The 14,380-nt window shown below is 36.5% G+C and carries 17 protein-coding genes; 6 read left to right on the top strand and 11 right to left on the bottom strand.

The features are described from left to right. Positions 1–130 precede the first annotated feature (130 nt). Complete coding sequence (locus tag H1D32_RS12010; RefSeq protein ID WP_261178532.1) at positions 131–748, bottom strand: polysaccharide deacetylase family protein; 618 nt, start codon at positions 746–748, stop codon at positions 131–133. Between the two features lie 517 nt (positions 749–1,265). On the opposite strand from H1D32_RS12010, the gene H1D32_RS12005 reads away from it, so the two are divergent. Further along, positions 1,266–1,568, top strand: coding sequence for a hypothetical protein (locus H1D32_RS12005; protein WP_261178531.1), 303 nt, complete (start codon positions 1,266–1,268; stop codon positions 1,566–1,568). A 148-nt stretch (positions 1,569–1,716) separates the two neighbouring features. Here the strand turns inward: H1D32_RS12005 and H1D32_RS12000 are convergent, their stop codons facing one another. The 3 genes from H1D32_RS12000 to H1D32_RS11990 all read right to left on the bottom strand — a co-directional run bounded on the left by H1D32_RS12000 (position 1,717) and on the right by H1D32_RS11990 (position 3,451). After that, on the bottom strand, positions 1,717–1,950 hold the full coding sequence (locus tag H1D32_RS12000) for a hypothetical protein (RefSeq protein WP_261178530.1): 234 nt from the start codon (positions 1,948–1,950) through the stop codon (positions 1,717–1,719). 189 nt (positions 1,951–2,139) lie between these two features. Next, the gene (locus H1D32_RS11995; RefSeq protein WP_261178529.1) at positions 2,140–2,829 is read right to left on the bottom strand and encodes a pseudouridine synthase; all 690 of its coding nucleotides are present in this window, start codon (positions 2,827–2,829) and stop codon (positions 2,140–2,142) included. 121 nt (positions 2,830–2,950) lie between these two features. After that, positions 2,951–3,451 carry a L,D-transpeptidase family protein gene (locus tag H1D32_RS11990; RefSeq protein WP_261178528.1) on the bottom strand — a complete coding sequence of 167 codons (501 nt, stop codon included), beginning with the start codon at positions 3,449–3,451 and terminating at the stop codon, positions 2,951–2,953. 149 nt (positions 3,452–3,600) lie between these two features. Between H1D32_RS11990 and H1D32_RS11985 the strand changes: the two genes are divergently transcribed. Then, positions 3,601–3,795, top strand: coding sequence for a YjcZ family sporulation protein (locus H1D32_RS11985; RefSeq protein WP_261178527.1), 195 nt, complete (start codon positions 3,601–3,603; stop codon positions 3,793–3,795). Positions 3,796–4,374: 579 nt separating this feature from the next. On the opposite strand, the gene H1D32_RS11980 is transcribed toward H1D32_RS11985, so the two are convergent. Next, a complete protein-coding gene (locus H1D32_RS11980; protein ID WP_261178632.1) occupies positions 4,375–6,942 on the bottom strand; it encodes a DEAD/DEAH box helicase in 2,568 nt (855 codons plus the stop codon). Between the two features lie 215 nt (positions 6,943–7,157). Here H1D32_RS11980 and H1D32_RS11975 point away from each other — a divergent pair, with 215 nt between their 5' ends. Together H1D32_RS11975 and H1D32_RS11970 are read left to right on the top strand one after the other, a co-directional pair. Next, positions 7,158–7,310, top strand: coding sequence for a YjcZ family sporulation protein (locus H1D32_RS11975; protein WP_261178526.1), 153 nt, complete (start codon positions 7,158–7,160; stop codon positions 7,308–7,310). 299 nt (positions 7,311–7,609) lie between these two features. Beyond that, positions 7,610–7,786 (top strand): hypothetical protein, encoded by a 177-nt coding sequence (locus H1D32_RS11970; protein WP_261178525.1) that lies wholly within the window; start codon positions 7,610–7,612, stop codon positions 7,784–7,786. A 50-nt stretch (positions 7,787–7,836) separates the two neighbouring features. Here the strand turns inward: H1D32_RS11970 and H1D32_RS11965 are convergent, their stop codons facing one another. Next, positions 7,837–8,565: a MerR family transcriptional regulator gene (locus H1D32_RS11965; protein ID WP_261178524.1), complete on the bottom strand. Its 729-nt coding sequence runs from the start codon at positions 8,563–8,565 to the stop codon at positions 7,837–7,839. 144 nt (positions 8,566–8,709) lie between these two features. Here H1D32_RS11965 and H1D32_RS11960 point away from each other — a divergent pair, with 144 nt between their 5' ends. Continuing rightward, positions 8,710–8,946 carry a hypothetical protein gene (locus tag H1D32_RS11960; protein WP_261178631.1) on the top strand — a complete coding sequence of 79 codons (237 nt, stop codon included), beginning with the start codon at positions 8,710–8,712 and terminating at the stop codon, positions 8,944–8,946. Here H1D32_RS11960 and H1D32_RS11955 read toward each other — a convergent pair whose 3' ends face one another. The 5 genes from H1D32_RS11955 to H1D32_RS11935 form a co-directional block, all read right to left on the bottom strand. After that, positions 8,947–10,275: a serine hydrolase domain-containing protein gene (locus tag H1D32_RS11955; RefSeq protein ID WP_261178523.1), complete on the bottom strand. Its 1,329-nt coding sequence runs from the start codon at positions 10,273–10,275 to the stop codon at positions 8,947–8,949. It abuts the gene before it with no gap. A 359-nt stretch (positions 10,276–10,634) separates the two neighbouring features. After that, on the bottom strand, positions 10,635–11,057 hold the full coding sequence (locus H1D32_RS11950) for an SRPBCC family protein (RefSeq protein ID WP_261178522.1): 423 nt from the start codon (positions 11,055–11,057) through the stop codon (positions 10,635–10,637). A gap of 99 nt (positions 11,058–11,156) precedes the next feature. Then, positions 11,157–11,885 carry a polymer-forming cytoskeletal protein gene (locus H1D32_RS11945; RefSeq protein WP_261178521.1) on the bottom strand — a complete coding sequence of 243 codons (729 nt, stop codon included), beginning with the start codon at positions 11,883–11,885 and terminating at the stop codon, positions 11,157–11,159. Between the two features lie 13 nt (positions 11,886–11,898). Next, positions 11,899–12,543 carry a hypothetical protein gene (locus H1D32_RS11940; protein ID WP_261178520.1) on the bottom strand — a complete coding sequence of 215 codons (645 nt, stop codon included), beginning with the start codon at positions 12,541–12,543 and terminating at the stop codon, positions 11,899–11,901. Continuing rightward, on the bottom strand, positions 12,543–13,181 hold the full coding sequence (locus H1D32_RS11935) for a YhbD family protein (protein ID WP_261178519.1): 639 nt from the start codon (positions 13,179–13,181) through the stop codon (positions 12,543–12,545). The genes H1D32_RS11940 and H1D32_RS11935 overlap by 1 nt, the downstream gene beginning before the upstream one ends. Positions 13,182–13,473: 292 nt before the next feature. On the opposite strand from H1D32_RS11935, the gene H1D32_RS11930 reads away from it, so the two are divergent. Next, entirely contained in the window at positions 13,474–14,112 is a 639-nt protein-coding gene (locus tag H1D32_RS11930) for an SIMPL domain-containing protein (RefSeq protein WP_261178518.1), read from the top strand. Positions 14,113–14,380: the final 268 nt, after the last annotated feature.

Raw genomic sequence — 14,380 nt, 5'->3', positions numbered from 1 at the left:
AAAAACTTATCTTATTAATCAATGCTATTCCGTGCACTACACACCTTTCTCTTGTAAACAAAAGCCGTAGAGACAAATGAATTTGTCTCTACGGCTCATTTCTTTTCGTGCCCCAATACAACTCTAGGAGTTATTCTAAGAGAGAAAATTCAAACCCTTTATTTCTTAGACCATCAATTATTTTAGGGAGAACCACTACCGTTTGCTTTGTTTCGTGCAGCAAAATAATTGAATCCCTCTTTGTATAGTTGACTACATTATTAATGATATCCTCTGACTGTGCTGTATTTTCCCAGTCGTAAGACGAGATTTCCCACATCACAGGGATTAAACCTAATTCTTGTAAGATTACCATAGTATCTTCATTGTATTGACCAAATGGCGGCCGAAAGTAACGAACCTTCCTACCTGTTATTTTTTCAATTTTTGTAATGCTACTAAGTATTTGCCGAAATTGTTCGCTAAATGTTAATTTCGTTAAGTTCTGATGATTAATCGTATGAGACCCAATTTCGTGACCTTCGTCAATAACTCGTTGCCACGGCCGTAAAGGATGTAACAATTTTGTTTGCCAAAAAAAGATGGCTGGAACACTTTTTTCACCCAGGATATCTAATATAGCAGGAAGTTGACGGCTAGGCCCATCATCAAAAGTTACTACCACTTTATTCGAGGGCTTACCTAGTTGTGGTTTTTTCTTTAACCAGCGTTCATCAATTAGGTCGTACACGACCTTACCAGTAACCACTCAAGGACTGTTCATCATTTCACCCCCACTTCGAGTTTCTTTATAACCTAATACTAATATTACCGTCTTCCTATTGATATTAATCTAGGGCTTTTTAAAAATTTCGTTACATTTAGAAAGGCTGTTTTCGCAAAGTTTGTTGCTTAAGTAAATACTAAGATTTCACTACTTATTTTAATAAGTAGTGCTCTTTTCTTACTCAAATTATTGAGTGATATCTTCATCTAATGAATTTTTGAAATTAAACAGCCTTTAGAAAAGAGCGTAATCTATAAATGAATATTTTGAAAATCAATACAAAATGTCTAAATTTATTTGTTTGAGTGAGTAAATTTTATAGTAGAACAATAGCAACAATCTTTTAAAAACGCTTCTTTTTAAAAGATTGTTGCTATTAGGTTTTACGAATGCTTGGTTCTTCACGCTTTGCGTGAAGCTTTTGAGAAGAGCGTTTATAAAAATTATTTAATAAACATAGGACTAGCTTAATATATTTAAATGAGGGGAGTGTTAACCAATGAGTACTCAAGAACATACTATTACATCTTTTCAAGAATTAGTTGAAGAACTTAAAAGACGTATGAATGCAAATAATGAGAAACAAGTTACGATCAATTTACATATACATGAAATTAAAGAAATACATGTAAAGGAATTATATTTAGACGAGCCATCCAATCGCCTTGGCGATGCCCTTCGTATAAATAATTGTCGTACTCGAGTTACCAAGTCAAATGGCCACCCAAAGAAAAAAGAGTTTTTCTCTGTCTCATTTAATGAGAAAACAGTACCTTTTCAGGTTACGGACTATTATAAATAAAGTCTCTTTTGGTTATATATAAATACTCTGTTTATTAATAAACCAGCATAAATGAAAAACCTGCTCTGCTAATTGTCATTAGTAGAAACAGGTTTTCGTTTGATGTTATATATGCTCAACATTTCACATTATGATTTTTAAAAAAAGCTTATTTTACTGGAATAATATTTAAACTTCGTAGGTGCTTCATGATAAAATTTGAACTTAATACAGCTGCACAAACTAAAACTGAAAATAATGTACCTGCATTTTGGAAGTCACCTGCGTAAAGGTTAACTAGAACACCTAAAAATGATGGTAATACGATAAGTGCGGCAAAAATTGAAAGATATGTTACCATAAATCCAAGTAATGCTTTTCCTACTAAATTGACGATTCTCATTTGTCAACACTCCTCTGATTTGCTTGTTTTATATAATATTTTTTTCTTACTTTTACTATATCACAGTAGGTTTCGATGGAAATATACAAATTTGTCTAGGTTTCGTCAGCTTTTTGAATGATTTGTGAACAACTTCACAAACAATAAAAAAATGAACGCATCTAAATTTAGATGCGTCAAATGATCTTGTTAATCCAACAAAGCAGTTAGCTCGCCTAATTCTTCGGCGGTTAAGTAACGCCACTCCCCAACAGGAAGGTCTCCTAGCTTTAGGTTCATAATACGAACGCGTTGAAGTCGCTCTACTCTATACCCGAATACTTTGCACATTCTCCTAATCTGTCGGTTAAGTCCCTGCGTCAATATAATTCGAAATTCATAGTCACTAATCCTACTAACGTAGCAAGGCTTTGTGGTTGTATTTAAAATTTGGACACCTTCAGACATTCCCTGGATAAACTCATCGGTAATTAACCGATCACAGGTAACTAAATATTCTTTCTCATGATTGTTTTCAGACCGTAGAATTTCATTGACAATGTCACCATCATTAGTCATTAACAACAACCCTTCAGATTCTTTATCAAGTCTACCAACGGCAAAAATCCGTTCAGGGTAATTTATGAAATCTATAAGATTGCTCTTTACATCTTTATTTGCTGTGCAAGTAATACCCGCAGGTTTATTTAAAATAATGTAAACATTTTCTTGTTTCCCTTTAATTGTCTTGCCATCTATCAGAACAAGATCTCCTGGTTCAACCGTATCATCGTGGTCACAAACCAATTGATTAATCGTAATTCTGCCAGCTGCAATTAATCGCTCAGTTTCTCTTCTCGAACAATATCCAGTTAAGCTAATATACTTGTTAATTCTCATTAGAAGTCTCATCCTTAATCATGGCAAAGTGAAATTAGCGAAAAAACTACATTTAGACATTCCGCCCGATCTATCTTAACACAGAAACATGAAAAAATGGACAAGAATTTGTTACTATTTTTCAGGGCCGAATTATTACCCGCGTACCAATTGGGATTGTACTGGCTAGTTCGTTGACATCGTGATTATACATTCGAATACACCCTTTTGATACAGCTTTACCTATAGAAGAAGGATCGTTGGTTCCATGAATTCCATAATGTTTCTTTGATAACGACATCCACATCGTCCCAAACGGCCCACCAGGGTTAGGCGCCTTGTTAATGACGATAAATTCGCCAGTTGGTGTTTCGTGCAGTATTCTCCCTACAGCAATTGGATATGTCTTGATGACTGTCTGATTTTTTCGCAACGTTAAATTACGATTTCCTATCGAGACTACAATAGAGAAATTGATTAAATTCGGGTCTGGTACTCCTGGAATGATCAATTGCTGACCAACAAAAATGACATTTGGGTTGGTAATATTATTTTCAGAGATTATGGTTTGAACAGGAACGCGGTAATCCTCTGAGATACTGGTTAACGTTTCTCCACGTTTTACAATATGTCTATGAAACATAGTTTGCCTCCAAATACGTTGATGAAATAGTATATGTCATCCTCCCAAAATGGTTGCATTTATCCTAAAAGCCCATTCCAATACCTTTCTGTATCACATGACCAATCGTTTTCATAATTTGTACTATAACCTAAGAAAGGGGTGTTTGTATGGGCTACTATGGTGCACCTATTTATTCAGATACACCAATGTATAATCCATGCTGTCCTACTCCTGTCCCTGCTTATCTACCAGTTTATCCTCCGCCTAGGCATGGTTCAGGTTTTGGGGCTGCTCTGATTGTAGTCGTTGTCATCTTATTGATCATTTTAGGAGCTGCATATTATTACCACAAACTTTGTTAGAAAGCAAAAGCGCCTAGGAAAAAGTATAGACGCTTTTTCCTTGCTTAGCCCTGACAGAAGCTACCGAGGAGCTGAGGTCCCTAGACTCAAAGACATTTAGAAAATCTTCTCAAAATGATCTATAAAAGAATGTGAACGAAAGGTATGAAAAAAGCAAGGGTCCACATAGCGGCTCCTTGCTTTTTATACTTTTTCAAAAGATAAGAAAACATAAAATTTCAACGTAATAACTGTCTAGCTCCAAGACACATCAATGAAGTTACTTCATTGCAGGTTTTGCGACGAGTAAACGTAGTGACGCAGGAGCACCGCCCAGCCCCAAAGAAAGTTCACTTTCATCGATAAATAATGTAAATAGGTTATATCATTAGATAATAAAGGAAAGTGAACTTTCAAAGCGAAATCAATCCAGAGTTGCCCCTCGAGGTCAAATAACCTTCGAAAGAAAAAGTGAACTTCCTTTTTCCTAGAATAAAAGTGAAAGAGCACACTTTTTTTCTCGAAGAATTGCTAGTCGGGGCTTAACAGGGAAAAAGCACTACACTTTTTCCTCGGGCGCTTGCGTTTTTCTTATTGTCTTTAATAATCTTGATAATAGCCGTCATTACGTTTCTTTTTATAGGCATGGCAAGCATCACAGGTCGGAAAATTGAAATCCCAAGGTAAGATCTTTCCACAGCTCTTGCATTTTTTCGTTAATGTCTTGACGTCTGTTTTTAAGCGTTCATGTACATAATCACTTATTTCTCCGCGAAGACGCTCCCAGTAGATCGCTTCTGTACCACGTCCTAACCGATACAAAAATAGAAGGTGTAACCCCAATGCTTTATAAGAAAGCTCAAGGTCTTCTAACGTACCTTTTTTCACAACTGGTTCTGGGAGCTCTTTTCTTCTAACAATCGCAAACATTGTATCTCGCCATTGTTTGATCAGCTCCGGATCTTTTTTCGAGAAAGGTAGGTGTAAAAAACCGTAGAGATCCATCATTGGAAGCCGTGCCTCTACTTCCGTATCGCGAATCGTTGCATAAAGCTCGCGTTCCTCCGCCAACGAAGCTTTCTTTGTACCTTTAGGACTTTCAAACTTATACCACATCTCAAAAAATTTGCCGAGATCACGATAATACTTCTGAAACCGCTCAAAAATCGCATTCGTTGGTGCAATCGCAAACTGAGAAATGAGCACATCTTCTTGCTCTAATAACCTTTCCATCGTTCTAATATCTTTCGTAAAAGCTACTTTCCCGACATCATAAATTCCTTTCCGACCAGCACGCCCAGCAATTTGCTTGATTTCTTGTGAGGTTAACCTTCGCCTTCTAGTTCCATCAAACTTTTCATTTTCTAAAAAAACAATTCGCCGGATTGGAAGGTTTAGCCCCATCCCAATTGCATCTGTAGCCACAATAACCGTTGTTTCTCGATTATTAAAACGCTCAATTTGTTTCTTGCGCGTTTCTGGTGGCATACTACCGTAAATCATACTAACCGAATGACCATCATTTTCAAGTTTTGACGCAGTTTCTAGAACTCGCCTTCTTGAAAAACAAACAAGAGCATCGCCTTTTTTAGTATGCTTAATGTTAAATTCCTTTTTCTCAACGACTAGAGGAATGTCACGTGAATATTCATGAATTTCAATTTCGGAATCACCTAAAAGTTGAATAATCATCTCTCTTGAATTCCAGCTTCCAATGATATGGACTTCACTTGCATTGGCCTTTGTTATCGCTTTGTACCATGAAAATCCACGATCTTTATCTGCAATCATCTGAGCCTCATCAATGACAATAATGTCATAAAACGATTTTTCATGGAACATTTCCACTGTACATGAGAGGTGACTTGCTCCGTCCACCTCTTTCTCTTCTTCACCTGTCTTAAGCCCACAAGGAATACCTTCTTTGTTTAACTTATCATAAACCTCTAAAGCCAACAGCCGTAGTGGCGCTAAATAAAGCCCAGTTTCTGCCTTTATCATTTGTTTTAAAGCATGATGAGTTTTGCCAGTGTTTGTTTCACCAATATGCAGCACATAACGAATATTCCTTCCAGTTGAAGGGGTATATTCACGACCAAAAATATCCTCTAACATCCGCTCTTCTTCAGCTTTTTTCCGTTCTATTTCAGCTAATTCTTCTTGCTTTCTCCGTTCGCGTTCTTGTAAATCTGCTTCATAAACCTGTTGATGGACATTTATATCAAAGGGAATACTAGCTAGCTTTAATAAATCCTCAACGTATTCCTCTTCAATGCTAATAAAGAAATCTGACATTAATGCAAAATAATAATCGTCCAAAATTTCATGAAGGAGCTTAGCCGTTAGCTCTTCACCCATCAATTCTTTATATTGACTTAGAACATTTGGAGCCAATTTGTCCAAAATCCAATTCGAAACGAGGTCTTTGATATATTTTTCTAGGAGTAGTTGGTAACGGGAGTGGTATGTTTCATACTCCCATTGATGAACCTTATGAACAGAACCTGTTAACTCCTGGAGAAATGTTTCCATCGTTGTGTATTTTGTCGTATCAAAGCTTCCTAAGGGAACCAACTTCTCTTCAATCATATAAGGCTCTTCAACTGTCGAATATTTCGGATTATCTTTGATATCATTTACCAAACTTCTTGCAAGATAATTCCTTACAAATAGATAAAATACATCATAATCTTCATCAATGACGTTGGTTGTTGTTTCTTCAATCTCATGAAAAAGCAAGTGTTTTTTCTCAGCTAATCGCTCTGCTTCTTCTCGTTTTAAATACTTGGACCTTGCAATTGGATACTTAAGCTCCCATGCTTCATTGTCGGTTAAAAATTGAGTATTCAGCCATTCCATAACCTCAAAAGGAGGAAATAACATCATTTCATTTCGAAAAAGTTTATTGATTAGCTTTTTGTCTACCCCTTCAACCTCATAGCCTTTTTCATTTAAGAAACGCTTTTTTTCTTTCCTAGGAACATCGTTATTTGTCATATTAAGCCAGATATTAAACCAAATTTGTCCAATATATTGATAACGTTCTTTCACATACTGATCAAAACTCGGCGATTCGGTTTTCACTTCAAGATAACGATCTATATCTTCAAACACTTTGATTTTTGTATGTTCGACTGCTTGCGGGTAAAGACTCTCAAGCCTATCCATCATCATTATCTATCTCCCTTCTATGTATAAGTACGAGTATGTTGAGAGGAGATCAAACGTAAATTTTAGTTTAGTTTTTACATTATTACTCTATTTAAGTCCTTCCAAAATTATCAGTAAAACCGCCCATTTATTTCTTTTTCCGCAATTACCTAATACCCAGATAGACCTTCATGCATAGACTGTAATATCTTCTCGGGAAGGTGGTGTTGTTAATGTACGGATATGGATACGGCGCTGGTGCTGGTTGCTTTACTGGTGCTCCGGTTGCTCCTGTAGCTGGTTATGGCCGCGGTTTCGCTTTAATCGTGGTACTATTCATCTTGTTAGTAATTATTGGAGCTTCTTGGGTAACTCCTGGTGTATAACAGCCACAAGAGAAAAATTGTTAGCCGCAAATTAATGCGGTAACATCTCTTTTTATCAATAGAGCGCACAAATGATGCGCTCTATTGCTTATTTTGTGGATCGCATTCTGAAGAAACCTTAACATGAAAATTTATGTTTTTTTAAACTTGAATAATTATTGTTTATACTAGTTATATTAGTGAAGTATCTGAAAATAGCATCATGTTTGTAGTTTTTATTAAAAAACTAATAAGTTTTATGTAAAATCCCCCGAAGTATGAGACAATAAGGAAAAGCCTAAAGAAAGGAGGTAACTAAATTGAAAGGAAAAAATAAGTTTCAAGCTAATGACAAAGTTACTTTAAAGGCAACTGGGGAAACAGTTACAATTAGCAAATTTAGTTACGTATCCAATATGAAACGTTACTCTTATACTGTCAAAGAGCACCCGCAAACTTTTTATTTTGAAGAAGAGTTTGGCCAACTAATTACATAATAGGAGGACTCCCACATGAGGAGTCCTTCTATTTGTAGTGCTCAAATATCTTACTTTTTATTTCGATCTGCAAAGACGATCATAGCCTCACTCATAAATTTTGCTAAGCCAGCACCAAATTGATCAATATTTTCTGTAAAGCGATTGTCAGCCAAGTACATTTGCCCCAAGCCTTTAAACGCCTCTAATGAATAATTTCCAAAGTTATTATTTAAGCAATCATACCATAATTTAATCGTTGCCTGTGACTCATCTGAGTCTGGGGCTTTATTCCGTAACGACGCAAGCTTTCGATAGATCGCGTTTACCTCGTCTTGAACGTTCGTATTTTTCACACTTTCATTTGCTTTGTCGACTGCTGCATCTCCCCATCGTTTACGAGCTTCTTCTTCGTATTGATTTTTCCCAAAATCAAATCCCGTAAATTTATCACTAGCTGTCATCTCAATTTCTCCCTTTTCATGTCGTATTGTCTTTTCAATCGTAGTAATCATTTTGTCTAAACGACTTCGTTTTTCAAGTAACATCCTTCTTTGAATATTCAAGGCTTCCACACGGTTATAGGATGGACTACTGGTGATCTCTCGAATTTTTTTTAAGGAGAAGCCTATCTCTCGAAAAAATAAGATTTGCTGGAGTGTCGCTAAATTAGACTCAGAATAAATGCGATATCCAGCCTCAGTAAGCTCATCTGGTTGTAACAATCCAATCTCATCATAATGGTGAAGTGTTCGCACACTTATCCCGACGATGTCTGCTACTTCTTTACTCTCATGCATTTCCTCCTTTCCAACCTCAGTTTAAAGGATCACGTAACGTGAGAGTCAATAGATTTATCATCAAAAATTTATTATAATCATTCTTAAGAGAGGTGTAATTAATTGAAAAACGAAGTAATTGAAAACTACCAACGTGATGAAGAAATGATGATCCTTATTTTTGCACAATGGTGCATCAACCATGACTTAGACCCACTTGGTATCTATCAACGTGCATATCCCCAACAGCTAGAAAATCCTGCTCTAAAAAAAGCAATAGAATCTACGGTTCCAAAGGGTGAATCTGAGGATATCCCTGATGAAACACTCCTCACCGTATTATCAATTTTCGGCAACGAAGAGCTCGCTTTCGTAATTAGCGAACTAATAGAAAAACAGTAGCTAGGTGCCTGGCACCCAGCTCTTTTTTCTAGTAAGCAAACGATAGCCTAGCAAAAGACCCCAGGCTGGCTCATCATTATTTATGAAAAATCTAATTGGACGTTCATTCAGCTCAATAACTAGGGTATTTTGATCACTTGCCCGTAACGAATATAGTTCTTCATTCACCTCTAGCATTGGCTTTCCGTTTTCTAAGTAAATCACCGCTTTTCCACCTTCAGATGAATCATAGGTACCTAAAAATTTTAGGAGCCGCTCTGGTGAAATATCAAACGTTGGCTCCAGCGAACGTTTCATGTCCATTGATAGCCCAAGCGCTGTGTTCACTGCAGCTAACCAAATCTCATCCACTGGAACATTAGATACGTTACAAAGTACAGATACGATTAGCTTTTCTTCAGGTATAAAGCCAAAGTGCGATGATACCCCCGGTTGCCCTCCACCATGCTCAATTAACGTAGATTTCTCATGATAATTCGGCGTTACCTGTAGGGCGTACCCGTAATATGTATTCCTTGAAATTTTGAAAGGATTTTCCCACATTTTTTGGACAGTGTCTTTAGAAACTAAAGTATTATGATCATTACAGAATACTTGTCCATATTCTAGTAAATCTAAAACAGTAGATCTGATTCCTCCACCAATTTCATAATTCCCAAGCTTCGGCCAAGGTTTTTCCTCTAGCTGTTCAGTTTTTTTATTGTGATCATATGGAATTGAGACATTTTCATATTTTCCCAACTCATCAATACTTAGTGTAGAACGATACATTTTTAGAGGATTTAATATAGACTCTGTCACATGTCTGCGATAAAGCTTGCCGGTGTATTTTTCGATGATGGCCCCAAGAAGCAGAAACGTATCATTACAGTAACTAAAATACTCCCCAGGCTCACCTAAGCGTTCATATTCTTTTTCTGCCAGATAGGCAATATGATGCTTTAGTTTTCGTAACTCTTCCCTCCGAAACATCGGTGCAAGTCCAGTGGTGTGAGTCAGTAAATGGTGTATTTTTATGCTACTTATATTTTCTACTCCCACTAATTTAAAATCCGGTAAGTGGTTTATAACAGGATCATCTACTGATAAAAGACCTTCTTCTTCAAGTCTCATAATCGCCAATGCCGTAAAGGATTTTGTAACGGAAGCAATACCAAATATCGTTTCTGGAGTTACCGGCCTTTTGGTGATCATGTCCCTGTAACCAAACCCCTCTTTATAAATTACCGTGCCATTATACGAAACAGCCACTGCACAACCCGGAATCCGATTTTGTTTCATTGTCCTTGTTACATAGCTTTCAAATTCACTCCAGTTTATTAAACTCAACTCTGATCCCCCTTCTCTATCTGTTGTAGTAGTTTACATTCGTCAAATTTATTAAAAATCCTTTTAGATTAAGTGAATATAATTACCTAGCCATGCTATATCAATAAAATATAGTTGCGAAATAATGAAGAACTTATAGATTTAATTTTGGTTACTTTAGTGACATACTTATAAGAAAGCGTTCCATTATAACTTCTGCAAAATTGTGCCCTAGTAGCCATTCTTAGCACTCCATTTTATAAAAACTCTACCCCTAGGACCAAACTTTGCATTCCAAGCAATTCCTCCACCAGCATTCCGCTCATATGCAAAATGAACCTGGAACCAGTCCAAGCTCATTTTAAAAGAACTATTGAATTTTAACCCTCAACTGCATTACGAAGACCGTTATTTAAAATCCCATCCCAGCCCATATCCATCGTTGTTCGGATTTGTAAATTGGTCATATCCGGACCTGGTCCTTGTACTTTCTCATCAGGAGCGCCCCATCCAGAATGCACAAGAGTAAATTCTGTTTGCTCACCTTGCTCTTTAAGCTCAAAAGATACTACCCATCCAGCTTCTCCCCAAGTGATAACCACTTCATTAGGCTCATCAACTTTTAGAACCTTACAAGATGTTGGTCCAAAAGGAGATTGGATCGAAAATATAAATCCTTCTTCTGGTTTAAAATCATTTTCCATAAACCAAGATTGAATACCTTCTGAAGTAGCCACCGTTTTCCAAACCTTTTGGATCGGTGCATTTAATACTATGACTTTACGAATGTCTGGTGTACTCATTAATAAAACCTCCATTAATAATATGTATAAAGGACTTCGGAATCTACTGTACAAATACATAATACAAATGTCAACAAAGTCCCCCTTGCAATCCCTTAATTAATCAATTTTTATACTTTCCTTTACTACTGCTTGTTTATTTATTTGTAATTCATCTTTATATTCAACAAGGTCAATTTCGCAACCCAACCCTAGTTTAATGATATTCCCGCGGACAACTTTAGCTTTCGTATATTCTAGTTCTACAAGATCACCTTCAATGACGTCAGCAACTAATTCACGGGAAAGTACTTTTATAAATCTCTCTAAACCGAGTATCGTACTACTAGCTTTGGTAACTTTAATCGTTTCGCCACCGATTTCTCTTACTATGGACCTACCATGCAATCGTACAGTAATCTTATCAGCATTAAGAAGACCATCAATCGTAAATCCCCCCTGAAAATTAGCTTCTTCGGCTTCGCAATCCTCACCTACTGACAAAGTACCAGCTACGAATAATTTCTCGCCTTTAACTGCGCCAGTCACTTTACTTGCACCCTTCACTTCTAAATATTTAAAAGATAAAGTTCCTTCAATCTTTGAACTTCCATGAACGCGAATTTGCTCTGAGGTTACATCACCTAAAAACTTACCACTTCCATTAATAACAGTATTCTTTGCAATAAGTTTTCCCTCTAGCTTGCTAGAACCATTACTTTCAAAATCAAGGCACTCAATATCACCGTTCACCTTGCCATTCCCATTAAGTCTAACTTTCTGAAATGTTCCACCAGCAGTGCTGCCATTTCCATTAATAATCAAATCGCCTATTTTTTCAGTTTCCATTTCTCTCACCTCTTTAGTTGATTTTTTTCTCCAGATCAATTTGTGATGTTGAAATTTTCTTTAATGACGTACTATATTCCACACTTTTAATTTCACAATTGGGCCCAATCGTCACTTCATTGCCACGGACAATAGCTGCCACCGTGTGTTCCAAATAGATTTTGTCTCCTTCAACAACCTTAACGTCAAGACGGTGTTTAGGTTTGAATGGGTTTAAACTTCTACTTTTGATCGTGATCGTTTCACCTCCGATTTCATTAATCTCACTATTGGCTACCTGCAAATTCATCGTTAGCTGATTTGCATTTAAAAGACCTTTCACTTTTAATCCACCCACGACATGAAGATTTTCTAGTGAGATATCACCTATCACATTCGCAAAACCTTTTATTTTCGCCTTATCACACGTCAAACTTTCTTCTACATCTAGACTACCGAATACTTTCACCACTTGTGCATTTAAGCTTTGCTTCATTGAAACTGACCCAAACATTGTAAACTGATCTACCGAAGCATTTCCAGAAAATGAACCGTCACCGTACACTTTGATTTGATCACAGTTAATATCAGTGGTAATTCTTCCTTGCCCAAATATCCGTACTTTTTTGAAGATACCACCTTTAGAGCTACCTTCCCCAAAAATTTTAATATCCGCCACTAGTTCACCCCTCCCACAATGATTTTCTTTTTCAAACTTTCAATCACCTTACTCATCGGTAATCTGACCGCAATCTTAGCGGTTCCTTCAATAAAAAACTCTTCACTACTAGAGATTAAAAAGACCATTGCAATTCCCATTTTTCTGACCAACACTAATTCACAACTTCTTTGACCAAATTTTGAATAGTGATCCTTCAATGTTTGCAAGACTTGCTTCCCTTCTACTAACCCGATTTCCCCACTTTGTAGTAGTTCGTCTAGGACATATACATAAAGTATTAATTCAAAAGAAAATTCCTTGCGTTCACCTAAACTTTCGAAAAAGCAAGATAGCGCAACTTTCGAAACAATGTTACGTTTTGTCAACTCATCTTTTGATAACGTAAGCTCTGTTGGACTATCCGAAAACATATCAGCTAATTCATCTAAGGATAAACCATCCTTTAAATTAATGATTTTATCAATACGTTCTAAGATTTTTTCTCTCGGAAAAAACGTTTCCTGCCCTGTAAATGTTGATTTTCGAATAAACCAGTCTTCAGGAACTAAATTTTTTCGTTTCCAGCGATATAATTGACCATAAGAAATCCCTGTTTCATTCAGTAAATCTTTTTTTGATATTAACTGTTCATCCAAGTTGTTCACCTCCATTTACTCATTTTGTTAATAACAATGTAACATAACATTGTTTCGTTGTAAATAACTGTAATATAGATCCTAATAACCTCACCGGGGTAAAGAGACTTTCTTCAAATTTCTCCTATAAAATACTGGTTATTGAAATGGTAAAGGATGCGACTAGTCCTCAGAACTTCTTGTTTCCTCGTCCCTAATATTTCAAATCGTATTGTAAATTTAATGAAGGGTGTTCTTAATTTTTCACACTAGAAATACGTTAATATAAATCCTCTACAAAGGAGTTGATTCCATGTACTATCCTCAGGTTTTCACAAAGTGTTTAAAAGTTTCGGGTGAAGGTAAAATTTCGGTTTCTCCAAATCAAGCGAAAATTACTCTTGGGGTAATTACGGAAAATGTAAACCTGCAACAGGCTCAAGCAGAAAATTCACAAATCACGACGAATGTCATTTCTTCTTTAACACAACTAGGCATTCCACAGGAAAATATCCAAACTGTTGTTTATCGTATTGAGCCATTATATGATTACCGTGATGGGGTTCAACAATTTCGAGGCTATCAAGTAACTCATCAACTTCAGATCACCATTAACCAGATTGCTCAAACCGGTCAAATTGTTGACCTAGCGGTTAGTCAAGGGGCAAATACTGTTACAAATATTGAGTTTACCGTTTCACAACCTGAAGCCTACTATAACGAGGCCCTAAAATTAGCGCTAAACAATGCTTTTACCAAAGCAACTGCATTAACAGCAAATTTACCTGTGAACCTTAATCCTGTCCCTTTTAAGATTGAAGAAACTTTAACCCCACCACCTCCTGTACCATTTGCAACTACAATGCTCGCAAAGGCAGAAGCATCAACACCAATTCAACCCGGAGAGATTACAATTTCAGCAACAATTACTGTTCACTACTTCTACTTCTAACACTTTCATTTTCCCGTAAATCCTTACAAGTTTTGGAATAGACTCAGAGACCTTGGGACATCGACTCTATCATCAATTGAAAAATGTCCCTTCTTTTCATTTTTTAAAACAAGGCTTATTTCTCGGAATTTGTTGCTTTAAAAACAGTAAGTAATTACAAGAAATATCAAGGTCTCAGTGGCAGCTTTTCTAACATTCGAAGGTAAACCAATGAAAAGAGCCTAAAACAAAAAGAGTCTTACATAAACTCCCCACTTTTATCGAAAAA

It is taken from the genome of Anaerobacillus sp. CMMVII, assembly GCF_025377685.1.
Taxonomy (GTDB): Bacteria; Bacillota; Bacilli; order Bacillales; family Anaerobacillaceae; genus Anaerobacillus.
Note: the sequence above shows the minus strand (reverse complement) of the source record. Positions and strands in the feature narration are given on the sequence as shown.